25 protein-coding genes and 1 tRNA gene are annotated in these 24,809 nt (G+C 72.4%); 13 read left to right on the forward strand and 13 right to left on the reverse strand.

Features of this window, described 5'->3' with window-relative positions; translation table 11 throughout:
• Positions 1-156: 156 nt before the first annotated feature.
• Positions 157-1,032 (reverse strand): tRNA 2-thiocytidine(32) synthetase TtcA, encoded by an 876-nt coding sequence (ttcA, locus tag ACXYMW_RS15335; protein ID WP_459036203.1) that lies wholly within the window; start codon positions 1,030-1,032, stop codon positions 157-159.
• A 118-nt stretch (positions 1,033-1,150) separates the two neighbouring features.
• On the opposite strand from ttcA, the gene ACXYMW_RS15340 reads away from it, so the two are divergent.
• Complete coding sequence (locus tag ACXYMW_RS15340; RefSeq protein WP_459036204.1) at positions 1,151-2,278, forward strand: superoxide dismutase family protein; 1,128 nt, start codon at positions 1,151-1,153, stop codon at positions 2,276-2,278.
• Positions 2,279-2,298: 20 nt separating this feature from the next.
• On the opposite strand, the gene yidD is transcribed toward ACXYMW_RS15340, so the two are convergent.
• From yidD to rpmH, 3 genes are read right to left on the reverse strand one after another with little or no spacing between them, the layout of a single operon-like run.
• Positions 2,299-2,586 (reverse strand): membrane protein insertion efficiency factor YidD, encoded by a 288-nt coding sequence (yidD, locus tag ACXYMW_RS15345; protein WP_459036205.1) that lies wholly within the window; start codon positions 2,584-2,586, stop codon positions 2,299-2,301.
• Positions 2,583-3,005: a ribonuclease P protein component gene (gene rnpA, locus ACXYMW_RS15350; protein ID WP_459036206.1), complete on the reverse strand. Its 423-nt coding sequence runs from the start codon at positions 3,003-3,005 to the stop codon at positions 2,583-2,585. Before rnpA ends, yidD begins: the two co-directional genes overlap by 4 nt.
• 17 nt (positions 3,006-3,022) lie before the next feature.
• Positions 3,023-3,160 carry a 50S ribosomal protein L34 gene (rpmH, locus tag ACXYMW_RS15355; protein ID WP_459036207.1) on the reverse strand — a complete coding sequence of 46 codons (138 nt, stop codon included), beginning with the start codon at positions 3,158-3,160 and terminating at the stop codon, positions 3,023-3,025.
• 669 nt (positions 3,161-3,829) lie between these two features.
• On the opposite strand from rpmH, the gene ACXYMW_RS15360 reads away from it, so the two are divergent.
• The 5 genes from ACXYMW_RS15360 (at position 3,830) to ACXYMW_RS15380 (ending at position 8,073) form a co-directional block, all read left to right on the forward strand.
• Positions 3,830-4,588, forward strand: a complete 759-nt coding sequence (locus ACXYMW_RS15360; RefSeq protein ID WP_459036208.1) for a TVP38/TMEM64 family protein — start codon at positions 3,830-3,832, stop codon at positions 4,586-4,588.
• A 3-nt stretch (positions 4,589-4,591) separates the two neighbouring features.
• On the forward strand, positions 4,592-6,016 hold the full coding sequence (locus ACXYMW_RS15365) for a dihydrolipoyl dehydrogenase family protein (RefSeq protein ID WP_459036209.1): 1,425 nt from the start codon (positions 4,592-4,594) through the stop codon (positions 6,014-6,016).
• Between the two features lie 8 nt (positions 6,017-6,024).
• Positions 6,025-7,407: a sensor histidine kinase gene (locus tag ACXYMW_RS15370; RefSeq protein ID WP_459036210.1), complete on the forward strand. Its 1,383-nt coding sequence runs from the start codon at positions 6,025-6,027 to the stop codon at positions 7,405-7,407.
• Between the two features lie 59 nt (positions 7,408-7,466).
• Positions 7,467-7,543, forward strand: a tRNA-Arg gene (locus ACXYMW_RS15375).
• A gap of 188 nt (positions 7,544-7,731) precedes the next feature.
• Positions 7,732-8,073, forward strand: coding sequence for a hypothetical protein (locus ACXYMW_RS15380; protein WP_459036211.1), 342 nt, complete (start codon positions 7,732-7,734; stop codon positions 8,071-8,073).
• 550 nt (positions 8,074-8,623) lie between these two features.
• Here the strand turns inward: ACXYMW_RS15380 and ACXYMW_RS15385 are convergent.
• Complete coding sequence (locus tag ACXYMW_RS15385) at positions 8,624-9,121, reverse strand: metallophosphoesterase family protein (RefSeq protein ID WP_459036212.1); 498 nt, start codon at positions 9,119-9,121, stop codon at positions 8,624-8,626.
• Between the two features lie 198 nt (positions 9,122-9,319).
• The gene (gene hemC / locus ACXYMW_RS15390) at positions 9,320-10,267 is read right to left on the reverse strand and encodes a hydroxymethylbilane synthase (RefSeq protein WP_459036213.1); all 948 of its coding nucleotides are present in this window, start codon (positions 10,265-10,267) and stop codon (positions 9,320-9,322) included.
• 287 nt (positions 10,268-10,554) lie between these two features.
• On the opposite strand from hemC, the gene hemE reads away from it, so the two are divergent.
• The 4 genes from hemE (at position 10,555) to ACXYMW_RS15410 (ending at position 16,011) form a co-directional block, all read left to right on the forward strand.
• Positions 10,555-11,583: a uroporphyrinogen decarboxylase gene (hemE, locus tag ACXYMW_RS15395; RefSeq protein WP_459036214.1), complete on the forward strand. Its 1,029-nt coding sequence runs from the start codon at positions 10,555-10,557 to the stop codon at positions 11,581-11,583.
• Positions 11,584-11,787: 204 nt separating this feature from the next.
• Positions 11,788-14,529 carry a type I DNA topoisomerase gene (topA, locus tag ACXYMW_RS15400; protein WP_459036215.1) on the forward strand — a complete coding sequence of 914 codons (2,742 nt, stop codon included), beginning with the start codon at positions 11,788-11,790 and terminating at the stop codon, positions 14,527-14,529.
• A 148-nt stretch (positions 14,530-14,677) separates the two neighbouring features.
• The gene (locus ACXYMW_RS15405) at positions 14,678-15,382 is read left to right on the forward strand and encodes a CoA transferase subunit A (protein ID WP_459036216.1); all 705 of its coding nucleotides are present in this window, start codon (positions 14,678-14,680) and stop codon (positions 15,380-15,382) included.
• Positions 15,382-16,011, forward strand: coding sequence for a CoA transferase subunit B (locus tag ACXYMW_RS15410; protein WP_459036217.1), 630 nt, complete (start codon positions 15,382-15,384; stop codon positions 16,009-16,011). Before ACXYMW_RS15405 ends, ACXYMW_RS15410 begins: the two co-directional genes overlap by 1 nt.
• 61 nt (positions 16,012-16,072) lie before the next feature.
• Here ACXYMW_RS15410 and ACXYMW_RS15415 read toward each other — a convergent pair whose 3' ends face one another.
• The 7 genes from ACXYMW_RS15415 to ACXYMW_RS15445 form a co-directional block, all read right to left on the reverse strand.
• Entirely contained in the window at positions 16,073-17,107 is a 1,035-nt protein-coding gene (locus ACXYMW_RS15415) for a glycosyltransferase family 2 protein (protein WP_459036218.1), read from the reverse strand.
• Positions 17,104-17,670: a class I SAM-dependent methyltransferase gene (locus ACXYMW_RS15420; RefSeq protein WP_459036219.1), complete on the reverse strand. Its 567-nt coding sequence runs from the start codon at positions 17,668-17,670 to the stop codon at positions 17,104-17,106. The genes ACXYMW_RS15415 and ACXYMW_RS15420 overlap by 4 nt, the downstream gene beginning before the upstream one ends.
• Positions 17,667-18,380 (reverse strand): PIG-L deacetylase family protein, encoded by a 714-nt coding sequence (locus tag ACXYMW_RS15425; RefSeq protein WP_459036220.1) that lies wholly within the window; start codon positions 18,378-18,380, stop codon positions 17,667-17,669. Before ACXYMW_RS15425 ends, ACXYMW_RS15420 begins: the two co-directional genes overlap by 4 nt.
• On the reverse strand, positions 18,377-19,408 hold the full coding sequence (locus tag ACXYMW_RS15430) for an acyl-CoA dehydrogenase (protein WP_459036221.1): 1,032 nt from the start codon (positions 19,406-19,408) through the stop codon (positions 18,377-18,379). Before ACXYMW_RS15430 ends, ACXYMW_RS15425 begins: the two co-directional genes overlap by 4 nt.
• Before the next feature lies 1 nt (position 19,409).
• On the reverse strand, positions 19,410-19,907 hold the full coding sequence (locus ACXYMW_RS15435; protein ID WP_459036222.1) for a DUF421 domain-containing protein: 498 nt from the start codon (positions 19,905-19,907) through the stop codon (positions 19,410-19,412).
• Positions 19,900-20,946, reverse strand: a complete 1,047-nt coding sequence (locus tag ACXYMW_RS15440) for a glycosyltransferase (protein ID WP_459036223.1) — start codon at positions 20,944-20,946, stop codon at positions 19,900-19,902. Before ACXYMW_RS15440 ends, ACXYMW_RS15435 begins: the two co-directional genes overlap by 8 nt.
• Before the next feature lie 205 nt (positions 20,947-21,151).
• Complete coding sequence (locus tag ACXYMW_RS15445) at positions 21,152-22,120, reverse strand: YihY/virulence factor BrkB family protein (protein WP_459036224.1); 969 nt, start codon at positions 22,118-22,120, stop codon at positions 21,152-21,154.
• A gap of 282 nt (positions 22,121-22,402) precedes the next feature.
• Between ACXYMW_RS15445 and ACXYMW_RS15450 the strand changes: the two genes are divergently transcribed.
• The 3 genes from ACXYMW_RS15450 to ACXYMW_RS15460 are packed head-to-tail and all read left to right on the forward strand — an operon-like array spanning position 22,403 to position 24,787.
• Positions 22,403-23,188, forward strand: a complete 786-nt coding sequence (locus ACXYMW_RS15450) for a hypothetical protein (protein WP_459036225.1) — start codon at positions 22,403-22,405, stop codon at positions 23,186-23,188.
• Entirely contained in the window at positions 23,188-23,622 is a 435-nt protein-coding gene (locus ACXYMW_RS15455; RefSeq protein WP_459036226.1) for a phage holin family protein, read from the forward strand. The genes ACXYMW_RS15450 and ACXYMW_RS15455 overlap by 1 nt, the downstream gene beginning before the upstream one ends.
• A 1-nt stretch (position 23,623) precedes the next feature.
• A complete protein-coding gene (locus ACXYMW_RS15460) occupies positions 23,624-24,787 on the forward strand; it encodes a DUF3618 domain-containing protein (protein ID WP_459036227.1) in 1,164 nt (387 codons plus the stop codon).
• Positions 24,788-24,809: the final 22 nt, after the last annotated feature.

Below are 24,809 nucleotides of genomic sequence, written 5' to 3' on the forward strand. Positions count from 1 at the left end.
GCCGGGGCCCGGCCGGGGGCGCGGGACCGCGGGCGCCGCTGCGCCCCGGGCCGCGGCGCGGGGCGCGGTGCGCGAGAAACCGGACCATTCTGGCACTCCCCACGAAGGCAGCTCGGGACACCGGGCGAGCCTAATCCGCAGGTGGTGAGCGAAGCGTTAACGCAGGCGCGGCGGCGCGGACTGCGCCGCCTCCGGCGCGGCGTCGCCGGCGCGGCGGGCGAGATTGGCGAAGTCGAACAGCGCCGGGTCGAGCAGGTGCGAGGGCCGCGCGTTCATCAGCGCGCGGAACATCACCTGGCGGCGGCCGGGGCTGTTCTTCTCCCAGCCGTCGAGGATCTGCTTGACCTGCTGGCGCTGCAGCCCGTCCTGCGACCCGCAGAGGTCGCAGGGGATGATCGGGTAGTCCATGGCGCGGGCGAAGCGCTCGCAATCGGCCTCGGCGACATGCGCCAGCGGGCGGTAGACGAAGAGGTCGCCCTCCTCGTTGACCAGCTTCGGCGGCATCGTCGCCAGCCGGCCGCCGTGGAACAGGTTCATGAAGAAGGTTTCGAGGATGTCGTCGCGGTGATGGCCGAGCACCACCGCCGAACAGCCTTCCTCGCGCGCGATGCGGTAGAGATGGCCGCGCCGGAGCCGCGAGCAGAGCGCGCAATAGGTGCGCCCGGCCGGCACCTTGTCCTTCACCACCGAATAGGTGTCCTGGTACTCGATGCGGTGCGGCACGCCCATCTTCTCGAGGAAGGCCGGCAGCACCGTGGCCGGAAATCCCGGCTGGCCCTGGTCGAGGTTGCAGGCGAGGATCTCCACCGGCAGCAGGCCGCGCCATTGCAGCTCGTGCAGGATGGCCAGAAGGGTGTAGCTGTCCTTGCCGCCCGACAGGCAGACCAGCCAGCGCGCGCCGCGCTCCACCATGCCGTATTGCTCCACCGCCTCGCGCACGGATTGCACCAGCCGCTTGCGCAGCTTCTTGAACTCGGTGCTCCGGGGGGCGCCGTGGAACAGCGGGTGAATGTCGTCGGCATCGTCGAGCATGGCCGCTGCAATACGCCCGCAGGGGAGCGGCGGCAAGTGGCGCAGCGGCGCGGCGCGGCGGAACGGCTGCGCCGGTCCCGGTGTTGGCCGGAAGGACAAGTCGGGAAGGAGACAGACGATGTTTGGCAGGACAATGACCGCGATCGGGTTGTGCAGCGCGCTTGCGGCGCCCGCCTTCGCCGATTCGCACGGCGCGCAGATGTCCGAGGAGACGATGCAGGCCCAGGAAGCCGAGAGCGACGGCGCCGCCACCGTGCCGGTGCAAGGCGAGACCCGGCTGCGCGACGGCGCCAGCAGCGTCGACGGCGGCACGGCCGGCCAGGGCGAGGCCTCGACGACCTCGGCCACCGAGGGCGCCACCGCACAGGCACAGGGCGAGAGCGACGCGACCATGACCGACGCGGGCGAGGGCGACAGCGACGCGGCTGCGGAGGGTGACGCCGCTGCCGAAGGCGACGCGGCCGCCGAAGGCGACGCCGCTGCCGAGGGCGACGCGGCCGCCGAGGGCGGCAGCGCCGGCGAGAGCGACGCGGCTGCCGGCGAGGCCGCCGACAGCGATGCCGCTGAGGGCGAGGCCGCCGACAGCGACGCGGCCGAGGGTGCGGCTGCCGAGGGCGACGCCGCCGAGGGCGAGGCTGCCGAGAACGAGGGCGCCGAGGCGGAGACCGAGGAGACGACAGCCGAGGACGCATCCGAGGCCGAGGCGGCCCCGGCGGACGCGCCGCAGGACGCCGCGGCAGAAGAGCAGCAGGCCCCGGCCGAAGAGCCGGCCTCCGAGGAGCAATCCGCGGGCGAGATGGCGCCGCGCGCGGTGGCCGTGCTGGTCGACCAGAGCGGCACCGAGACCGGCGAGGTGCGGATCTTCGAGACCCAGGACGGGCTGCTCTTCAGCCTCGCCGCGACCGGCGTGCCGGAAGGCGGGCACGGCTTCCACGTGCACGAGACCGGCGAATGCTCCGGCGACTTCACCTCGGCGGGCGACCATTACGCACCCGGCGGCACCAGCCACGGCCTGATGGCCGAGGGCGGCCCGCACGAGGGCGATCTGCCGAACGTCTTCGCCAGCGCCGACGGCAACCTGCGCGCCGACGTCACCAGCACCATGCTGACGGTGGAGGGCGGCGACGCGCCGCTGTTCGACGATGACGGCTCCGCCTTCATCCTGCACGAGATGCCCGACAGCTACGGCGCCGAGGCCGGCGCCGGCTCGCGCATCGCCTGCGGGGTCATCGAGCCCGCCTCCTGACCTGAGGGAGGCGCCGCGCGCTACGTCTTGGTCCGGCCGTCCGCAGCCCCGCGGGCGGCCGGTTCGCTTGCGGCGTCGGGGCCGTCGCTGCTGGGCACCGGGTCGAGGCCCGCCGCGCCCCAGGGATGGCAGCGCAGGATGCGGCGCAGCGCCAGCCAGCCGCCGCGGCCGGCGCCGTGCCGCTCCAGCGCCTCGAGCGCATAGGCCGAACAGGTGGGGTGGTAGCGGCAATGGTGGCCGACCCAGGGCGAGGCCAGGAGCCGGTAGGCGCGGACCGGCCAGGCCAGGGCGCGCGCCGCCGGGGTCATTTGCGGTGCAGGCGCCGCAGAGCGGTCGCCAGATCGCCCTTCAGCGCCTCGAAGGGGCGGCCCTCGGTGGCGCCGGCGCGGCCGATCAGCACGTAATCCCAGCCCGGGCGCCCCTGGAGGGCGAGCACCGCGCGCGCGGCCTCGCGCAGCCGGCGCTTGGCGCGGTTGCGGCGCACCGCGTTGCCGACCTTCTTGGAGCAGGTGAAGCCGACGCGGACGGCGTCGCTGCCGTCGTCGCGGCGGCGCGCCTGAACCAGCATCGAGGGCGCTCCCTGACGGGCCGCCCGCGCCGCGGCGAGGAAGTCGCGCCGCAGCTTCAGCGTCTCCAGCGGGGGGCCCCGCCGGCGCTCGTCCGGACGCGCGGAAGCCGCCGGATCACCGGCCCCCAGCGCATGTGCGGGAGCCTCCGGCGGCGTCATCTGCGGTCCGGTCCGGATCAGGCGCTGAGGCTCTTCCGGCCGCGGGCGCGGCGGGCGTTCAGGATCTTGCGGCCGGCCTTGGTCGCCATGCGGGCGCGGAAGCCGTGGCGGGCCTTGCGAACGTAGTTCGACGGCTGAAAGGTGCGCTTGGTCATCGCGGTTCGTCCTTCGTCTCGGGGTCCTCGGCGGACCGAAAGGCCCGGGCGCATCGGGCGCGCGGGCCGAACATGTCTCTTCGAAGCTGCGCCTTAGCGAAGCCCGCCGCGCGAGTCAAACGCCGTCTCGGGGCCGGGGCAACAAATCCCCGGCCGCGGCGGGAAATCGGCGCGCCCGGGCCGGGCGGACGGGTCCCCTCCGGCGGCGGCGCAGTCTTCGGCGCGGGACCGTCGCCCGCTGGCTGCCGGTGCGCGCGATGTTCCTTCCGCCCGCGCGGACCTGTGGCCGCCCCGGCCGGGGCGGGGCGCATCCGGCCTCTGCCAAGGTTGGCACGCCGGGTCGATGCCCCTCCGGGGGCGGCGCGCCCCGGATGACCCGGCCGCGGCGTGGAACTGTGCCCGCCGCGGCCGGCCGGACGGAGCCGGTCCCGCATCGGCGCGGGTCCCCCGCGCGGGCGCAGCGCCGGGCCGCGGACGGTGTAACAAACCCGCCGGGACCTGCGGGGAATTGTTACAGCCCTGACGGGCCGGGGCCGGCGACGCGGGGCTGGGGGCTCACCCGGCATCAAGGCGGCGTGATGCGCCTATCCCCGCGGCGCCGGAACCCGCATGTTGAAGGGCAGCCCATGGGCGGTCCGCGACGGCCGCCGCAGCCCGGAAAGGACCACCATGACGGATGCCACGCCCCGGACGCCCCCGAAGGCCGCGGAGGAGCCAGGGCGCGGCAGGCTCGTGCGGCACCTGCCGCTGGCGCTGATCCTGATCGGCGCGGTGGTGGGGTTCTTCACCCTCGGCGATTTCCTGAGCTTCGAGACCCTGCGCACCCACCGCGCGGCGCTGCTCGCGTTCCGCGATTCCCACTTCGTGGCGCTGCTCGCCGCCTATGCCGCGATCTACGTGGCGATGGTGGCCTTTTCGCTGCCCGGCGCCACCGTGGCGACGGTCACCGGCGGCTTCCTGTTCGGGCTCTGGACCGGGGCCGGGGTCGCCGTGGTCGCGGCGACGCTCGGCGCGGTGCTGATCTTCCTCGCCGCGCGCGCCGGGCTCGGCCGGGCGCTGGCGGCGCGCATCGATGCCTCCGACGGCGCCGCGCGGCGGCTGCGCGACCGGCTGCACGACAACGAGATCCCGGTGCTGTTCCTGATGCGGCTGATCCCGGTCGTGCCGTTCTTCGTGGCCAACCTCGTGCCGGCGCTGGTCGGGGTCCGGTTCCGCAACTTCCTGCTGACCACGGCGCTGGGCATCGTGCCCGGCACGCTGGTCTTCACCTCGATCGGGGTGGGGCTGGGCGAGGTCTTCGACCGCGGCGGCACGCCCGATCTCGACCTGCTCTGGACGCCGCAGGTGATCGGCCCAATTCTCGGCCTGATCGCGCTGGCGGCGCTGCCGCTGATCCTGAAGGCGTGGCGCGGGCGCAGGGGGCTCTGAGACATGCAGGTACTGACACCCGACCTCCTCGTCATCGGGGCCGGTTCCGGCGGCCTGTCGGTCGCCGCCGGAGCGGTGCAGATGGGCGCCTCGGTGGTGCTGGTCGAGCGCCACAAGATGGGCGGCGACTGCCTGAATTACGGCTGCGTGCCCTCCAAGGCGCTGATCCGCAGCGCCAAGACCGCCCATGCCATGCGCCACGCCTCGCGCTACGGCATCGCCGACGTGGTGCCCGAGATCGATTACGCCGCGGCCAAGGATCACGTCGCCGACGTCATCGCCTCGATCGCGCCGCATGACAGCGTCGAGCGCTTCGAGGGGCTGGGCGTGACGGTGATCCAGGACGAGGCGCGCTTCGTCTCCGAGGCGCCCGAACTGGTCGCGGGCGGCCACCGGATCCGGCCCCGCCGGGTGGTGCTGGCCACCGGTTCGCGGCCGCTGGTGCCGCCGATCCCGGGGCTCGACCGGGTGCCCTACCTGACCAATGAAACGCTCTGGGACCTGCGCGAGCTGCCCGAGCACCTGATCGTCATCGGCGGCGGGCCGATCGGCATGGAGATGGCGCAGGCGCATCTGCGGCTCGGCAGCCGGGTGACGGTGATCGAGGGCTCGAAGGTGCTGGGCAAGGACGATCCCGAACTCTCCGCAATCGCCGTCGGGGCGCTGCGCGCCGAGGGGCTGGAGATCCTCGAGGGCTCGGATGCCGGCGCGGTGCGCGGCGGCGAAGGGGCGCTCGAGGTCGAGACCAAGGACGGTCAGGTGGTGCGGGGCTCGCACCTGCTGGTGGCGGTGGGCCGGCGCGCCAATACCGAGGCGCTCGACCTCGACCGCGCGGGCATCGGCACCACCAAGTCCGGCATCCGGGTCGATTCCGGCCTGCGCACCACCAACCGCAAGGTCTACGCCATCGGCGATGCCGCCGGCGGGCTGCAATTCACCCATGTCGCCAATTACCATGCCGGAGTGGTTATCCGCTCCGCCCTCTTCGGGCTGCCGGCCAAGGCCAGCACCGCGCATCTGCCTTGGGTCACCTACATCGATCCCGAGCTCGCCCATGTCGGTCTGACCGAGGCCGAGGCCCGCAGCGAACACGGCGCCGAGAACATCGACGTGGCGCGCTTCGACTATGCCGAGAACGACCGCGCCCGGGCCGACCGGAACACCATTGGCATGATCAAGGTGGTGGTGCATCGCGGCCGCCCGGTCGGCGCCTCGATCGTCGGGCACCAGGCCGGCGAGCACATCGCGATTTGGGCGCAGATGCTGGCCACCGGGGCGAAGATGAAGGCGGTGAGCGACATGGTCGCGCCCTATCCCACCTATGCAGAACTTAACAAACGCGCCGCCGGGGCCTATTTCTCCCCGAAACTGTTCGAAAGTCCGGCAGTCAAGCGTGTCGTGGGCCTGATCCAGCGCTGGCTGCCCTGAAAGGGGCCATGCTGAATTCCCTCTCCGGGCGCTTCCTGATCCTCACCACGGTGTTCGTGATGCTGGCCGAGATCCTGATCTTCGTGCCGTCGGTCGCGCGCTTCCGCGAGGATTACCTGCTGAACCGCCTGGAGCGGGCGCAGATCGCGTCGCTGTCGCTGCTGGCCGCCGACACCATCGACCCGGCGCTCGAGGAGGAGCTGCTGCTGACCGCCGGGGTCTACAACGTCGTGCTGCGCCGCGACGAGGCCCGGCAGCTGGTGCTGTCCTCGCCGATCCCGGGGGAGGTCGCCTATACCTACGATCTGCGCGATGCCTCGGCGCTCGCCCTGATCGGCGACGCGCTGACCCGGCTGGTCACCGCCGAGCCGCAGCTTATCCGGGTGATGGGCAGCCCCTCCCAGGATGCCGGCCTGATGATCGAGGTGGTGATGGACAGCACCGATCTGCGCGCCGCGATGATCGAATACGGGCTGCGCATCCTGGTGCTGTCGGCGGTGATCTCGGTGATCACCGCGTTCCTGCTGTTCCTGGCGGTGCGCCGGCTCTTGGTGAAGCCGATCGCTGCGGTGGTCGGCGCCATGCAGCGCTACGCCGCGGCGCCCGAGGATGCCCGGCGCATCATCCAGCCCTCGGCCCGGGTCCGGGAGATCCGCGCCGCCGAGGCGGCGCTGCAATCGCTGCAGACCCAGCTCACCCAGGCGCTGCGCCAGAAGGAGCGGCTGGCCCAGCTCGGCGGCGCGGTGGCGCGGGTCAGCCACGACCTGCGCAACATCCTGACCTCGGCGCAGCTCTTCACCGACCGCATCGAGACCTCCGAGGACCCGATCGTCAAGCGCATGGCGCCGAAGCTGGTGAACTCGATCACCCGCGCCGTGTCGCTCTGCGAATCGACCCTCGCCTTCGGCCGCGCCGAGGAGCCGGCGCCGGCGCTGATCCCGGTGGCGCTGGCCAACCTGGTCGACGACGTGCTGGCCGCCGAGCGGCTGGCGGTGGGCGAGCACGACGTCTCGTTCTCCGCCGACGTGCCGGCCAACCTCGTGGTGCGCGCCGATCCCGAGCAGCTCTACCGGACGCTCACCAACCTGGTGCGCAATGCCCGCCAGGCGATCATCGGCACCGGCGCCCCGGGCGAGATCGCGGTGGCGGCGCGGGCCGAGGACACCGAATGGGTGATCGAGGTCAGCGATACCGGCCCGGGCCTGCCCGCCAAGGCGCGCGAACACCTGTTCCAGCCCTTCCAGGGCGGCGCCCGCAAGGGCGGCACCGGGCTCGGCCTCGCCATCGTCGCCGAACTGGTGCGCGGCCATGGCGGCCGCATCGAGCTCGACACTCCCGAGGGCGGCGGCAGCCGCTTCGTCATCCGCCTGCCGATGGGCGAGATCGACTGAGATTTTTTGCCCCCCGGCCCTTGCATCCCCCTCCGCGCAGGGGTAGATGCTCGCCCAACGGACCGATAGCTCAGCTGGATAGAGTACCTGACTACGAATCAGGGGGTCGGGGGTTCGAATCCTCCTCGGTCCGCCACCACCCCTCCCAGACCTGCCGTGATTGCGCTGAGTTTCAGCGCCGCTGTCTGAGGGTTTTCGAGCCCTGGACAATCCGACCTGCGTCGTCTGCTGCGTCTTTGACCTCCCCTGGCCGGATCGTCGCCGGGCTGGAGCGCGCCTTCGCCGCCCGCGGCGTCGCCGAACCCGGCGTCGAGGATCTGCGCGATGGGGCCGGCGTCTGCCCTCTGCACGTTCTGCAAATACCTGCCGTCGCGCGCCAACATGGTGCTGGCGGCACCGGAGCATCGCCCGGGGCGCGGCCTCTCGCACCTGGTCGACGCCTGCCGGATGCGCCGGAAGCTGCCCGAGCGGGTCGGGGCCTCGATGGCGACCGAGCCCTCGCATGGCTGCCTGTTCCCCGGCGCGGTCGCCGCGGACCCCGGCAGGGACGCGCTGCGCGGGGTGCTGGCGCGACACGAGGCCGAGATGGCCCGACGCGCCGCCGGCACGCCCGGACCCGGCGTCCGCGAGATCGATCCGCCGGTAATCCTGGAAGGTTTCAAGTAGGCTTGGTCGCCGCACCACGCCACCGCCGGGACCCGCGAGCAGCGGCTGGGGCGCGGCCTGCGGCAACGCAAGGCTGCGCGCCGGCGGAGTTCCCCCGGTGGATGCTAAATCATCTGGGCGCAACCGACCCAGCGACCCGCCTGATGCGCGCCGTGGCACGGGTTTGCGCAGACGTCATCCCGAATCCCAAGGACGACAGCGGCGCCACGACCCGACAGGTTCCCTATGGCCGTCCGCGAGGGCGATCCACGGCGGCACCATCTGGGCCGCTGACATGCGCTCGCGTCACCGGGATCGCCTTAACGCGAGATGCCGGACGTCAGCATCGCGGCGACCGGTTCCGGTCCGGGCCGGGCCGCGAGTGCAAAATCTACATGCGGTAAGGCTGCCGGCCGGCATGGTGACACGCGCCCGGCTCTCCCCGAGAGCATCGCGGCCTTCGCGAATGTCGCCCGCGGCACGCGCCCGGGACCTGGCTGACCGTTGCGGGCCGGCAGCGGCCGCTGCAGAACCGGCCCGGGGCCGCAAGGGCGCTGCGCTCAAACCTCGGTCACACAGGCAACGGGTGGATCGCAGCGCGGGGACGGCCGCCCTCATTCCACAGGAAGGCCAGCGTGATCGGCAGGCGGAAGCGGCGGGGGCCGGCAGCGCCGGGGTTCAGCCAGAGGAGGGTGCCCGTGTCCTCGATGCCGGGCCTATGGGAGTGCCCCGCGATCACCACATCCCAGCCCGCGGCTTCGGCATCGGCCTGCAAATCCTTGCGGTCGTGGATCATGTGGATGTGCAGGCCCGCAATCGTCAGGCTCACCGTCTCGGGCAGGCGATCGGCCCAGCTGCCCCGGTCGATGTTGCCGCGGATGGCCGTGACCGGGGCGAGGCGCGCCAGCTCCTCGAGATGCCCGGGATCGCCGATATCGCCCGCGTGCAGGATATGTCCGACGCCCCGGAGGGCCCTCAACGCCTCGGGCCGGAGCAGGCCGTGGGTGTCGGAGATGACGCCGATACGCTCTCCGGGAGGGCGGTGCACCGGGCCGTGGTCGTCGGTCATGGCAAATCCTCTCCGCACCCTGCCAGAGCCCGCGCATCCGGCCATGGCCGCTCTCGCGTGGGCCGTGATCGGTCTTTCCGCCGGGCAACGGCCCGGCATCGCCCGCCCGGATCGCGGCCCGCGGGCGCGGCGCCGGAGGGTTCACCCGCGCTGCGCCGACCTGCGCGACTCGGAGGCGTGGCGCCGGGCGCCGCCCCCTCAGCCGATCCAGTCGAAGAAGTTCGCCCCGGCGCGGCCCAGCAGCTCCTGCGCCAGGTCGCGGCCCATCGCCGCGCCGTCGGAGATCGCGCCGCGGCGCTCGCCGGCATGCGCCTCGGAGCCGTCGGGGCGCAGGATCTCGCCGCGCAGCCGCAGCCCGTCGCCGTCATGCTCGGCGAGGCCCGCGATCGGCGTCTCGCAGGACCCGTCGAGGGTGGCGAGGAAGGCGCGTTCGGCGGCCAGCCGCTCGCCGGTGGCGCGGTCGTGCAGCGGCGCCAGCAGCCCGGCCACCCGGTCGTCGTCGCCGCGCCGCTCGATGCCGATGGCGCCCTGTGCCACCGCCGGCAGCATGTCCTCGGGCGCGACCGGGGTCTGCGGCACCTCGGCCATGCGCAGCCGGTTCAGCCCGGCGCAGGCCAGGAAGGTGCAATCGGCCACCCCGTCGGCGAGCTTCTTCAGCCGCGTCTGGACATTGCCGCGGAACTCCACCACCCGGCAATCGGGCCGCCGGACCAGCACCTGCGCCCGGCGCCGCAGCGACGACGAGCCCACCACCGCGCCCCTGGGCAGGTCGCGGATCGAGCTCAGCGCAGACGCGATGAAGGCGTCGCGCGGATCCGCGCGCGGCAGGTAGCAGTCGAGGACCAGCCCCTCGGGCTGCAGCACCGGCATGTCCTTCATCGAATGCACCGCGATGTCGATGTCGCCCGACAGCATCGCCGCCTCGATCTCGCGGGTGAACAGGCCCTTGCCGCCGATCTCCTTCAGCGGCCGGTCGATGATGCGGTCGCCGGTGGTCTTGATCGCCACCACCTCGAAGGCCTCGTGCGGCAGGTCCCAGGCGGCGGCCAGGCGGTCGCGGGTCTCGTTGGCCTGGGCCAGCGCCAGCGGCGAGCCGCGGGTGCCGATGCGCAGCGGTTTGTCGGGGGCGGGAAGGGGCTGTGTCATGCGCGGATCCTTAGACCCCGCCCCGGGCGCTGGCAATGCCCGCCCATGCCCGCCCTCGACCGCGCGCGGCCCCGGTCTCCGCGCGTGGGGGGCCCGGCCCGCAACCGCCCCGGGCCTCCGCTCGGCATCCCCCGCCGCCGTGCCGCCGCCGCGCCGGCCCGCGCCCGGCAGCGGCGCGGTCCTGTCGGCGCCCCCGACCGCCGCGCCCCCTCCGCTGCGGCACTCTCCTTGACACTCCGGGGCGGAGCGGTGACCACGGGCGCCTGAGCGATCCCGGGGAGGCTTTCATGACCAAGACGATCCTGCGCGCGCTGGCCGGCGAACGGCTCGACACGCCGCCGATCTGGATGATGCGCCAGGCCGGGCGCTACCTGCCGGAATACCGCGCCACGCGGGAGAAGGCCGGCGACTTCCTGTCGCTGTGCTACAACCCCGAACTGGCCGCCGAGGTGACGCTGCAGCCGCTCCGGCGCTACGGCTTCGACGCCGCCATCCTGTTCGCCGACATCCTGCTCCTGCCGCAGGCGCTGGGCGCCGATCTGTGGTTCGTGACGGGCGAGGGGCCGCGGCTCTCCACCGTGACCTCGGAGGAGGATTTCCGCCGCCTGAAGCCGGTCCACGCCATCGACGAGACCCTGGCGCCGGTCTACGAGACGGTGCGCATCCTGGCGCGCGAACTGCCCCGCGACATCACCCTGATCGGCTTTGCCGGCGCGCCCTGGACGGTGGCCACCTACATGATCGCCGGCCGCGGCACCCCCGACCAGGGCCCGGCCCATGCGCTGAAGGACGGCAACCGCGCCGTCTTCGACGCGCTGATCGGCAAGATCACCGAGGGCACGATCGAATACCTGTCGCGCCAGATCGAGGCCGGCGCCGAGGCGGTGAAGCTGTTCGACAGCTGGGCCGGCTCGCTCACCGGCGAGGATTTCCAGCGCTACAGCGTCGAGCCCGCCCGGATCGTCACCGAGGCGCTGAAGCGCCGCCATCCCGGCATCCCGGTGATCGCCTTCCCGCGCCAGGCCGGCCAGGGCTATGTCGGCTTCCACCAAGCCACCGGCGCCGATTGCGTCGCGGTGGATGACAGCGTGAGCCCGGAATGGGCCGCCGAGCACGTGCAGGTCTCGGGCTGCGTGCAGGGCAACCTCGCCTCGCGCCACATGGTCACCGGCGGCCCCGAGCTCGTCGCCGAGACCCGCCGCATCGTCCGCGCCTTCGCCCGGGGCCCGCACATCTTCAATCTCGGCCACGGCATCACCCCGGACGCCGATCCCGACAACGTCGCGCGCATGATCGACGCCGTCCGCAGCGCCTGAGACCGCCCCAACCCCTTCTTCTGAGAGGAAATATCCCGGGGGGAATTGGCCTCCCCCTGCGGCCGAGAGGGGCAGCGCCCCTCCTCCGCGGCGGGTCCCGGCGGCCCGGCCCGCGCCGCCCATCCGGATTGACATTCCCCCCCGATACCCCACATGCCCTGACGCCATATCGCGCCCCTGATTGCCCGAAAGGTGATTGCCCCCATGCCCGTCGTCGTCGTCGAGTCCCCGGCCAAGGCCAAGACCATCAACAAGTACCTCGGCTCCGACTACACCGTGCTGGCCTCCTACGGGCATGTCCGCGACCTGCCGCCGAAGGATGGCAGCGTCGATCCCGAGCACGATTTCGACATGACCTGGGAGGTCGGCGCCGACAGCCGCAAGCACGTCAAGGCGATCGCCGACGCGCTGAAGGACGACAACGCGCTGATTCTCGCCACCGACCCCGACCGCGAGGGCGAGGCGATCTCCTGGCACCTCAAGGAGGCGCTGACCAAGCGCAAGTCGATCAAGAAGGACACCGAGGTCCGCCGCGTCACCTTCAACGCCATCACCAAGGCGGCGGTGACCGAGGCGATGCAGAACCCGCGCGAGATCGACGCGCCCCTGGTCGAGGCCTATCTGGCGCGCCGCGCGCTCGACTACCTGGTGGGCTTCAACCTCTCCCCGGTGCTCTGGCGCAAGCTGCCCGGCGCGCGCTCGGCCGGCCGCGTGCAATCGGTCTGCCTGCGCCTCATCGTCGAGCGCGAGATGGAGATCGAGGCCTTCCGCCCGCGCGAATACTGGTCGGTCAAGGCGCTGCTCTCCACCCCGCGGGGGCAGGAGTTCGAGGCAAGGCTGACGGTGCTCGCCGGCAAGAAGCTCGACCGCTACGACCTCGCCAACGAGACCCAGGCCGAGATGGCGGTGCAGGCGGTGGCGAGCCGGGCGCTGCACGTGGCCTCGGTGGAGGCCAAGCCGGCCAGCCGCAACCCCTCCGCGCCGTTTATGACCTCGACCCTGCAGCAGGAGGCCAGCCGCAAGTTCGGCATGGGCGCCAAGCAATGCATGGCGGCGGCGCAGCGCCTCTACGAGGCCGGCCACATCACCTACATGCGGACCGACGGCATCGACATGGCGCCCGAGGCGGTGCATGCCGCGCGCGACGCGATCAAGGAGCGCTTCGGCGCCGATTACGTGCCGTCGAGCCCGCGCATGTACAAGAACAAGGCCAAGAACGCGCAGGAAGCGCATGAATGCATCCGGCCGACCGACATGCGCCGCGACGCGCCCTCGCTGAAGCTCACCGATGCCGACCAGCGCAAGCTCTACGACCTGATCTGGAAGCGCACCCTGGCCTGCCAGATGGCTGCCGCGCGGATGGAGCGCACCACGGTGGAGATCGCCTCCAAGGACGGCGAGGTGGGGCTGCGCGCGACCGGTCAGGTGGTGCTGTTCGACGGCTTCCTGAAGGTCTACGAGGAGGGCCGCGACGACGTCGTCGAGGATGACGACCGCCGCCTGCCGCAGATCTCCGAGGGCGACGCGGCGAAGTTCGCCGGCACCTCGCTGCAGCCCGAGTTCGACAAGGCGGGCGAGAAGGAGGGCGCGACCCCGGCCCGCGACGGCCGCAACGGCGCCGCGGTGCTGGCCGGGAACGGCGCCGTGCTGGCGCTGCAGCACCACACCCAGCCGCCGCCGCGCTACACCGAGGCGACGCTGGTCAAGCGCATGGAGGAGCTGGGCATCGGCCGGCCCTCGACCTATGCCAGCGTGATCTCGACGATCCAGGACCGCGAATATGTCCGCAAGGACAAGAACCGCCTGATCCCCGAGGACAAGGGCCGGATCGTCACGATCTTCCTGCTGAACTTCTTCAAGCGCTACGTCGAATACGACTTCACCGCCGCGCTCGAGGAGGAGCTCGACGACGTCTCCGCCGGTAGCCGCGACTACAAGGAGCTCTTGGCCAAGTTCTGGCGCGACTTCTCTGCCGCCATCGCCGAGACCTCGGAGCTCCGGATCTCCGAGGTGCTCGACGTGCTCGACGACGCGCTGGCGCCGCAGCTCTACCCGCCCAAGGAGGATGGCAGCGACCCGCGCACCTGCCCGCTTTGCGGCGAGGGCAGCCTGCATCTCAAGACCTCGCGCTCGGGCGGCTTCGTGGGCTGCTCGCGCTACCCCGAATGCCGCTACACGCGGCCCATCGGCGGCGATGCCGCGGAGCAGGGCGACCGGGTGCTGGGCGTCGACCAGGGCGACGAGATCACCCTGCGCTCGGGCCGCTTCGGACCTTACGTGCAGCGCGGCGAGGCGACCGCCGAGCAGCCCAAGCCGCCGCGCGCCAGCCTGCCCAAGGGCTGGGCGCCGGATGCCATGGACCTCGAGAAGGCGCTGACCCTGCTGAGCCTGCCGCGCTTCATCGGCAGCCATCCCGAGGATGGCGAGCCGATCGAGGCCGGGATCGGGCGCTACGGGCCCTACGTCAAGCACAACCGTCTCTACGCCAACCTCAAGGAGGTCGACGAGGTCTTCGAGATCGGCATCAACCGCGCCGTCGACGTGCTGGCCGAGAAGGCGTCGAAGCGCGGCGGCGGACGCGCTGCGGCGAAGGCCCTGAAGGAGCTCGGCGAGCACCCCGAGGAAGGCGGCGCGGTCAATGTCATGGAGGGCCGCTACGGGCCTTACGTGAAGTGGGACAAGGTCAACGCGACCCTGCCCAAGGACACCGACCCGGCCGATGTCACCATGGACATGGCGGTGGCGCTGATCGCCGAGAAGGCGGCCAAGAAGGGCCCCAAGAAGAAGGCCGCGGTTAAGAAGCCGGCGGCCAAGAAGACCGCTGCCAAGACCGGCACCGCGAAGAAGGCCGCGGCGAAATCCTCCGGCAATGCCAAGACCGCGGCGAAGAAGCCGGCGGCGAAGAAGACCGCTGCCAAGGCCTCGGCCAAGACCGCGGACGAGTGAGCGCGGCCAGGCGGGCGCCCGGCCGGGGCGCCTGTCTGGCGGGCCGGGCGGGGGATCTCCCCCGATACCCCGGGTTAGCGCTGCCACGGTTTGACTTCGCTGCAGTGCCGCGTCACAAGGTCACGCATCACCGAGAGGGGAGAACTCCATGAAGAAGGTCTACGGATCGGCGGCCGAGGCGCTTGACGGGCTGCTGTTCGACGGCATGACCATCGCCGCCGGGGGCTTCGGTCTCTGCGGCATTCCGGAACTGCTGATCGCGGCCATCCGCGAGGCGGGCACCAAGGATCTGACGGTGGCGTCGAACAATGCCGGCGTCGACGGCTTCGGCCTCGGCGTCCTGCTGGAAAGCCGCCAGGTCAAGAAGATGATGTCCTCCTATGTGGGGGAGAACAAGGAATTCATGCGCCAGTATCTCGGCGGCGAACTCGAACTCGAGTTCAACCCGCAGGGCACCCTGGCCGAGCGCATGCGCGCCGGCGGCGCCGGCATTCCGGGCTTCTACACCAAGACCGGCTACGGCACGCAGATCGCCGAGGGCAAGGAAGTGAAGGAGTTCGACGGCGAGAACTACATTCTCGAGCGCGGCATCTTCGCCGACATCTCCATCGTCAAGGCGTGGAAGGCCGACACCACCGGCAATTGCATCTTCCGCAAGACCGCCCGCAACTTCAATCCGCCGGCGGCGATGTGCGGCAAGGTCTGCATCATGGAGGTCGAGGAGATCGTCGAGCCCGGCACCCTCGATCCCGACCACATCCACCTGCCCGGGATCTACGTGCACCGCCTGATCCAGGGCGAGCACGAGAAGCGGATCGAACAGCGCACCGTGCGCAAGCGGGAGGAAGCCTGATGCCCTGGGATCGCAACCAGATGGCCGCACGCGCGGCGCAGGAGCTCGAGGACGGCACCTACGTGAACCTCGGCATCGGCATCCCGACCCTGGTGCCGAACTACATCCCCGAGGGCGTGCACGTCACGCTGCAATCGGAGAACGGCATGCTGGGCATGGGCCCGTTCCCCTATGAGGGCGACGAGGATCCCGATCTCATCAATGCCGGCAAGCAGACCATCACCGAGCTGCCGCACACCTCGTATTTCGACAGCGCCACCAGCTTCGGGATGATCCGCGGCGGCAAGATCGCCATGGCGATCCTCGGCGCCATGGAAGTGGCCGAGAACGGCGATCTGGCGAACTGGATGATCCCCGGCAAGCTGGTCAAGGGCATGGGCGGCGCCATGGACCTCGTGGCCGGCGTCAAGCGGGTGATCGTGGTCATGGACCACACCAACAAGGCCGGCGAGGCGAAGCTCCTGAAGGAATGCACGCTGCCGCTGACCGGCACCGGCGTGGTCAACCGGATCATCACCGATCTCGGCGTCATGGACGTGGTCGAGGGCGGTCTGAAGATCGTCGAGCTGGCCCCCGAGGTCACCGAGGAGGAGCTGCGCTCCAAGACCGAGGCGACGATCGTCTCCTGACCGGATGAAGACCGGCCGCGCGGGTGCCGCCCGCGCGGCCTTTTTTGCACCGGCGGCGCGCCTAGAGCAGCGGCGCCGAGCCCGCCATGTCGGCCGCCGTCTCGACGCTGTCCGCCGGCGGGCCGCCGGCGAGGGCCCGCAACATGGTCCAGCGCGGTTCCCCGGGCGGCAGCGCCCGCAGGCGGTGCACGCAGGCATCGAGCCGCGGCAGGTCGGCCCGCGCCTGCGCCACGGTGAGCCGCGGCGGCGCGGTGGTCAGGCAATCGGGCGCCACCAGTTCCAGCAGCAGACGCTCGAAGGGCCGCAGCGAACTGTCGAGCGGGTCGTCCTCGGCGCCGCGGCGCAGGCGCAGCGTCTCGGCCATGCCGCCCGGCGCCCGTCCGTCGCGGCGGCAGGAGGCATGGACCACCGCCCGCGGCACCCAGGCCACGCGGTGCCCGGCGCCGCGCAGCCGCGCCACCAGCGTGCGGTCCTCCTGGCTCGGCAGGTGCGGCACGCCGCCCACCGCGGCGAGGATCTCCGGGCGGAAGCCCATATTGGCGCCGCCCACCTGCATGTCGTGGACCTCGCCCGGGCGGCGCAGGTCGAGCAGTTCCAGAAGCCGCCGGGTCTGCCGCGCGTAGCGGCTCTCGACCTCGATGGGCGGGTAATCGCCGCCGGTCGCCTCGAGGTCGTCGGCGGCGCCGAGGATGCGCCCGCAGGCCGCCGGGGCGGTGGTCAGCGCCGCCGCCATGCGCGCGGCCCAGGCCGGGTCTGCGACGCAGTCGGCATCGCTGGTCAGCACGATGTCGAGCGCGGGGCAGGCGGCCCGCGCGGCCTGCACGCCAAGATCGCGGGCGCGCCCGACGCCGCCCTTGCCCACCCGGCGGGTCAGGACACGGCCCGGCAGGCCCAGCCGGTGCAGCGCCGCGCGCGCCACCGGCGCGGTCTCGTCGGTGCAGCCATTGGCCACCACGAAGACGCCGAGGCCGAGCGCCGCGCGGTCCTCCTGCGCGGCCAGCGCCGCGAGGCATCGGGTGATGCGCTGGGCCTCGTTGCGGGCCGGGATCACCACGGCAAGCCGCAGGTCGGGCAGGATCGGGAAGGGGGCGGTCACGGCGCCGCTCCGGGCTCGGCACGCAGATCGATGCGGTAGCCCTCCGCCTGCCGGTGGCAGCGCCACGGCCCGCGCGTGGCCCGGCGCAGCGCGTCGAGCGCCTCGCCGCCCTGCAGCGGATTGCCGGTATCGCCGAGCCAGGTGACCACGGCGAGCCGGGCGCAGGGGCTCGCCGCGTCGAGGGCGCGGCCCAGCCGGGCGATGCCCGGGGCGTCGAGGAAGTAGAGGATCTCCGACAGGATCACGAGGTCGAACCGGCCCGCCGGCAGGTCGTCCGGCAGCCAGCCCTGCACGAAGCGCGCCCCGGGCACCGCGGCGCACGCCGCGTCGAGCGCCCGCGGCACCGCGTCGAGCCCGGTATAGGCGTCGCAGAGCGGCGCCAGGTGGCGCGCCAGCTCGCCGTTGCCGCAGCCCAGTTCCAGCGCCCGCAGCCAGCGCCGGTCGTCGAGCGCGGCGCGGGTGGCGCGGAACTTCTCCTGCTCGTAGGCGCTGGTGCGGAACACCCAGGGGTCGTCGGTCGCGGCATAGAGACGGTCGAGCGCCGCCGGCGGCACCGCGCTCATCGCGGCACCTCGTAGAAGCATTCGTCCTGATCGAGGAACATCCGGATGAAGTCGCGCGGCAGCACGAAGCCGTCGGCGTCGTCGCGCACCACCTTGCCGCGCTGGCTGCGATGCGCGGCCAGCGCATGCGCCTTGCGCCGCCGCGCCGGCGGGGCGGGCAGGCGGTGGCAGGGCGCGGCGCCCAGGCGGTCGCGGTAATCCGGGGCGGCCCAGCGCGACCAGACCGGGTAGAAGAACAGCCGCGCGCCGGTCTCCGCCGCCGCCAGCCGGGCGATGGCGGCGGAGGCCTGGTGGTCGCAATGCGGGTCGGTCGGCGCGGTGACGAAGATGCTTTGCGCGCCGATCCGCCGGGCGCGTTCGGCGATGCGGCTTGCAAGGGCCGGGAAGCGCTCGGGCCGCACCATGCCGCCATCGGGTTCCCCGAGAAAGCTCACATCCTGCGGGCCGCCGCCCAGCCGGGCCACGGCGCGGCGCATCTCCTCGGCGCGCAGCGCCGCCAGCCTATGCGGCGGCCATTCGGCGGAGCCGGGATGCGAGGCGGCGCCGTCGCTCATGCAGACGACATGCGCGCCGGGCCCGGCGAAGGCCGCCGCGAGCAGCGCGCCGCAGCCCAGCGTCTCGTCGTCGGGATGCGGTGCCAGGACGAGGATCGGCGCCGCGCCGATCAGGCAGTCGCGGCAATCGTCGGCGGCGCAATCCGGCCCGCTCATCGCGCGCCCCCGAGAAGCGGCCGCCCGTCCAGGAGGAAATGCTGCGCCACCCGGCGCAGGAAGGCGTCGCGCGCCACCTGCCGCATGTAGCAGGCGAGATCGCGCGCCGCCTCGCCGACCGGGTGGCCGCGGGCGAACATCTCGAGCCCGACGCTTTGCTCGACGGCCGGGATCGCCGCCTGGCCGATCTCCTCGGTCAGCAGTCGGCAGGCCGCCGACCCCGCCGCCGCGGCCTCGGGGTCGGCGCCGCCCGCGGCCCCGTCGGCGCGCTCCGCCGCGGCGGCGATGGCGGGCAGCGCGGCGCGGGCGCGGATCAGCACCGGGGTCAGGCGGATCAGGTGCGGCTCGGCCTCGAGATGGCCGCGGCCGCGCAGCAGTTCGGCGGCGCGCTCGATCAGGCCCAGCGTGGCGCCGGCCTGCAGCGCCGCGATGCGCCAGGTGCCGCCGACGAACCACGGCTCCCGCAGGTAGGCATCGGCGCCGCCGATCCGGGCCTCGGCGCCGGCGGGCAGGCCGGCGCAGTCGAACCCGCCCGAGCGCGAGGCCTGCATGCCGGCCATGTCCCAGTCCTCGGGGCGGTGGCGGCGGGTGTCCCCCGCCTCGACCAGAACCAGGTGCAGGCCCGCCGCGTCGCGGGCGCTGACCAGGGCGCGATCCACGAGGCCGAGCCCTGAGGCGTAGCGCTTCGCCCCTGTCAGCCGGTCGGCCTCGATCCCGGCCGGGCGGGCGCCATCGGCGCCCCAGACCCCGAAGAGCGCGCCGTCTTGGGCGGCGCGCCCCGCCGCGCGGCGCTGCGCCGCGCTGCCGTGCACGCGGATCAGGGTCAGGGCGTTGACGTGGCCCTCGACGAGCCGCGCCAGCGACAGGTCGCGGGCGGCGATCCCGGCCAGAGTCTCGGTCAGGGTTCCGGGCGCCTGCTCGGCGATCCGGCCCAGCAGGCCCTCGCGGCGCAACTCGTCCAGTCCGCGCGTCACCGCGTCGGATCCCTCCGGCCCGTCCTGCCGGGCAAAGCTTGCTGCGTCCTTCATGTCAGCCTCCTGTGCCGCGCACGCCGGCGAAAATGCGGGGGTCGATCCGGCGCTCGGGATCGGCGGCGATCACCGACACGTCGCCGGTGGTTTCGAGGATCACCGCCGCGGCGGCGTCGGGATCGGTGAGGCCGGCCATGCGCAGATGCGCGAAGAGGTCGCGCTCGCTGATCCGGCCGCGCCGCAGGTTGCGGTGCAGGATGCGCCCGTCGCGCAGCAGCAGGAGCGGGGCGTTGTCCACCGCCCGCTCGACGCTCTGCCAGCGGATCCGCGCGATCGAGATCGCCGCCTGCACGAGGTAGATCGCCACGAGCGCGCCGAAGGCCACGGCGGGGTCCTTGTCGGTGTCGATGATGGTGGTGGCGAGCACCGATCCCAGCGCCACGGTCAGCGCGAAGTCGAAGCTCGACATCTTGGAGAACGACCGCAACCCGTTCAGGCGCGTCAGGGCGATCACGGCCAGAACGGCGAGGGCGGCGCGCAGGATCGGCTCAAGCATAGCGCAGGTCCCGTGCCGTCGGGGCCGGGCCGAGCCGCAGCACCTCGCGCCAGCGGTCGAGCACCCGGGGCAGGCGGAACTCGTCCCGCGCGGCCACCGCCGGGGCAAGCTCGCGCCAGCGCCGCAGCCGGTCCGCCAGCTGGGCGTCGTCGGTGGTGTCGAAGACCTGCTCGGCGCTCGAGGCGACCTCGTCATTGGCGCCGAGCCCGCGATGCAGGATGGCCGGGCAGCCGACGGCGTTGGCCTCGGCGATGACCAGCCCGAAGGTCTCGGCAAAGGTGGTCTGGGGATAGAACAGGCAGAGCGCCCGGCGCATCTCATCGATGACCTGGGCGCGGGGCAGCGGCCCCAGTATCTCGGCGCCCTCGGGCGGGCGGCGCAGCGGCCAGCTCATGTAGCCGGGATCGGCGATGCGCAGCCGCAGGCCGGGAAAGTGGGCGCGCATCGCCTCGAAGCGGTCGAAGACCTCGGCCAGCCCCTTGTGCGGGGCGCTGGCGAAGAACAGCCGGTCGGGATCGCGCCGCGTGGCGTCGGGGCGGAGCGAATCCTCGATCGGGTTGGCGACGGTGAGAACGCGCGGCAGGGTTTCCGACTGCTCGCGCAGGAAGGTGACGAGACGCCGGCGCTGGCTGTCCGAAACCGTCAGCACCTCGATGCCTGCGGCGGCCAGTTCCTGCCCCATGCGCCGGTTGTGACGCCCGGGAATATTGTGCAGCCAAACGAGGATGCGCGCCTCGGGGTTCAGGCGGCGCAACCGCCGCGCCACCTTCCAGGAATTGATCACCACGATGGTGTCGGCGAGCCGCTCGCGGTGCAGCGCGATCTCCAGCGGGGCGAACCGCAGGGTGCCGTCGCAGGCCGGGTGGCCACGGCCGTGCTGGTAGTGGATGGTATCCGCCGCGCCGGCCAGCCCGCCGAACACCCGCAGCACCGTGGCCTCGGTCCCGCCCAGACCCCGGCCGTCGAGCGAGGCCATCGCGTAGGGCGCCGGACAGCAGGGATCGACCAGCGCCACGCGGGACGAGAACGGCCCGGTCATCTGCCGCGCCCGCACGCGTTGCCGCCGCCGACGGGGGCAGGGCGCAGGGGGGACGGGCGGCGCATGGCGGGGACCTTTCGCGGCTTCGGGTGGGTGTCTGGCGGGGTGGAAACCCGGCACGGGCGGGGTCGTTCCGTGCCGGATGTCAGGGCGATGTCTGGGCGATGTCGGGGGACCGATGTCAGGGCCCGGGGCGTCGCAGCGCTCAGGGCACCTCGCCCAGCGTGTCGGCCTTGACCGCGCCGCGTTCGCCCATCGGCTCGCGCGGGCCGGTGGTGGTGTCGCGCCGGGTCTGGTGCTCCATCTCGGAATTCAGCTCGGCGCCCAGAAGCACGATGAAGGCGGACAGCCAGAGCCAGGTCAGCAGCACGATCACCCCGCCGATGGCGCCGAAGGATTCGTTGTAGCTGCCGAAGTTCTGCACGTAGACCGAGAAGGCGAGCGAGCCGAGGATCCACAGGACCGTGGCCACCACGGCGCCGACGCTGACCCAGCGCCATTTCGGAGCGTCGCGGCTCGGCCCGTAGCGGTAGAGGATGGCGAAGCCGAGGATGGCGAGCCCGGCGAGGATCACCCAGCGGCCGACCGAGATCAGGGTTTCGACCGCGCCCGGCAGCGGCAGCGCCTCGAGCAGCGCCGGAACCGCGACGGTGGCGGCCAGCGCGATCACGGCGCCGACGATCAGCAGCAAGGTGAGCAGGAGCGCCGTGGCGTAGCGCGCGACGAAGCCCCGCGTCTCCTCCTCGTCATAGGCGATGTTCATGCCCTCCATCAGCGTCTGGGTGCCCTTCGAGGCGCTGTAGAGCGACAGCAGGAAGCCGAGGATGGCGGCCGCGCCGATGCCGGTTTCGGAGGCGCCGGCAACCTCCGTCATCTGGCTCTGCAGGATGTCGGCGGCCTCGGGCGGCAACACGCCGACCATGGCGTCGAACTGCGCCGCGACGGTGGCGGGCTCGAGGATCAGGCCGGCCAGCGCGACCAGCGCGCCGAGGGCGGGAAACAGCGCCAGCAGCCCGAAAAAGGCGGTGCCCGCCGCCACCACCGAGACGTGGTCGGCGGAAATCTCGGCGTAAACCCGCCAGAGAATGTCCCGCCATCCGGGTCCCGGAATCTCGCGCGGACGTTCGGCGCTGCGTCCACGGGTCTCGGATCGGGAGCGGGTATTGCGGGTCATCTCAAGCCTTTCTGCGGGTGACGGGGTCTTGGGGAGGCATGGGGGGAACCTGTGCGCGACTTGCCCGGTTCCGGGGCGGCACAGGCCCGGTCGGCCGTGACATTCGGCGGGTGGAACGTCGCGGTGCGAGCCGAGTTGAGCAGCAGAAGCCGTGGGAGGACCGCGGCAAACAGCGAGGACGAGACATGAACAGCCTCATCTATCTGGTCGGCCTGGTCGTCGTGGTCCTGTTCCTGGTGAACCTGATCGCATGACCCCCGCAACGGAATTGGAGCAATACCAATGACTCAAGACACCTCCCAGAACCGCGACGTCGGGTCGGAACTGCGCGGCGACGCGGAGCGCGCCGGCCAGCGTCTGGCCGACGACACCCGCGAATTCGCCCGCGACACCGCGGACCGGGTGCGCAGCGAAGCCGAAGGCCGCGCGACCCGCGCCAAGGACAGCGTCGCCACGGAAATGTCGGGCATCGCCAAGGCGCTGCGCACCGCCGCCGGCGAGCTGCGCGAGGGCTCGCCGCAGGAACGCACCTTCGCCCAGATCGCCGAAAGCTTCGCCGACGCGTCGGAAGCGGTCCGTGACCGCGATCTCGGGCAGATCGCCCACGATGTCAGCGGCTTCGCCCGCCGCAACCCGCTGGCCTTCCTCGGCGGCGCGGCGTTGGCCGGCTTCGCGGTGACCCGCTTTGCCAAGGCCTCGGCCAAGCCGCGCCCGGGCGAATACGGAACCGGCGGCAGCAGCTACGGCGACAGCGATCTGCCGCCGATGCCCGCCACGCCGAGCGCCAGCCCCGCGCCGACGCCGTCTTCCGCCACCGGGTCGATGACCGGTGCGCCCACCGGCACCACCGGCAGCAGCGCCGCGCAGGCCGCGACCGGGGCCAGCCCGGCGGCCAGCCGCAGCACGCCGTCCGGCAGCGCCGCTTCCGGCGGCAGCACCGGCGGGGACCCGGTCACGGCGCCCTACGTGTCGACGGCCGGCGGGGCCGCGGTGCCGCCGACCAACCCGGCCGGCACCGCCTCGCCCACGCCGCGCCCCGGCACCGGCAGCAATGATGGAGAGAAGTGATGGCCGATCCCCTGCACGACACGCCCCACACTCCGCGCGAGGAAGGCGTCCGCAGCCAGATCCGTGACACCGGCAACCTGCTGACCGACCTGATCAACCAGGTCACGCGACTGGTCCGGGGCGAGATCGATCTGTTCCGCACCGAGCTCGACGAGAACATGCGCAAGGCCGGCACGGCCATCGGCATGATCGTCGCCGGCGTGGTGATCTTCCTCGTATCGCTGAACGTCCTGGCCAGCGCGCTGGTCGTGGCCCTGACCGAGATCGGCATCGATGCCGGCTGGTCGGCGCTGATCGTCGGCATCGTCTTCGCCGTCGTGGCCGCGATCCTCGCCAAGAAGGGCGCCAACGACCTGAAGCTGAAATCGCTCGCTCCGACCCGCACCGCCAAGAACGTGCGGCGCGACAGCGAGACCGTCAAAGAGGCGATGTGACATGGCCGACAACAGAACTTCCGACGAAATCGAGCGCGATCTCGAACGCGAGCGGGAATCGCTGAAATCCACCGTCCACGAGCTCCAGGACACGTTCTCGACCGAGAATCTGGTGCGCGCGGTGGCCGACAACTTCCGCACCCATGGCGGCGATGTCGGCCGGTCGATCTCCACCGCCGCCCGCGACAACCCGCTGGCGCTGGCGCTGACCGGCATCGGCCTCGGCTGGCTGATCTTCGGTCAGGGCCCGAGCGCCGACCGCATCGAGGCGGCGCGCCGCCGCGGCGGCGACCGGCTGCGCAGCGTGCGCAGCACCCACCGCGACGACGGCCATCTGGAGCCGCGCGGCCCGGTCCCGGCCGGGGACGACCCGGATTGGGTGACCGGCGTGGATCGCGGGCCCAGCATGGGCCAGCGCGCGCGGGCAAGCTGGTACCGGACCACGCGCAGCACCAGCGAACGGCTGGGCGCCGCAGGGCAGTCGATGTCCTCGGGCATGCACAGCGTCTCCTCGGGCGTGTCCTCCGGAGCGCAGAGCGCCGGACGGTCGGTGTCCGATTCCGCCCGGGCCACGCGCGACCGGATGAATGCCGGTGCCGTGCGGGTGCGCGACCGCTCCAACGAGATCGCGCGCAGCCTCTCCGAGGGCACCCACAACATGAGCGAGGCGGCCCGCGAGCGGGTCATCGCCGCCCGCGAACGCGCCATCCTGGCCAGCGAGGCCGCGCGCCGCTCGGCGTCGCGCGGCATGGATCAGGCCGCCGACATGTTCGAGGAGCATCCGCTGGTGATGGGCGCGCTGGCCTTTGCCGTCGGGGCCGCGATCGCCGGCACCCTGCCGCGCACGCGCTACGAGGACGAGTATTTCGGCGAGGACAGCGACCGACTCTACCACGAGGCCGAGGAAATCTTCAACGAGGAGATGTCCAAGGCGCAGCGGGTGGCCGGTGCCGCGCTCGGCGAGGCCCGGCGGGTCGGCGAGGAGTTCCGCAGCGATGCCGAGACCGCGGCGCGCGACGCCAAGGCGCGGGCCGACCGCGACAGCCGCGGCGAGGGCAGCGCTGCCGATGCGCTGGTCGACCGGACCGAGGAAAGCGCCCGCCGGGTCGCCGATGCGGCCCGCAGCGAAGCCGAGAAGGAGCGCCTGGGCAAGCCCGGCTCCTGATTCGCCACCGGCATGACACGCG

The organism is Roseivivax sp. CAU 1761 (assembly GCF_054482755.1).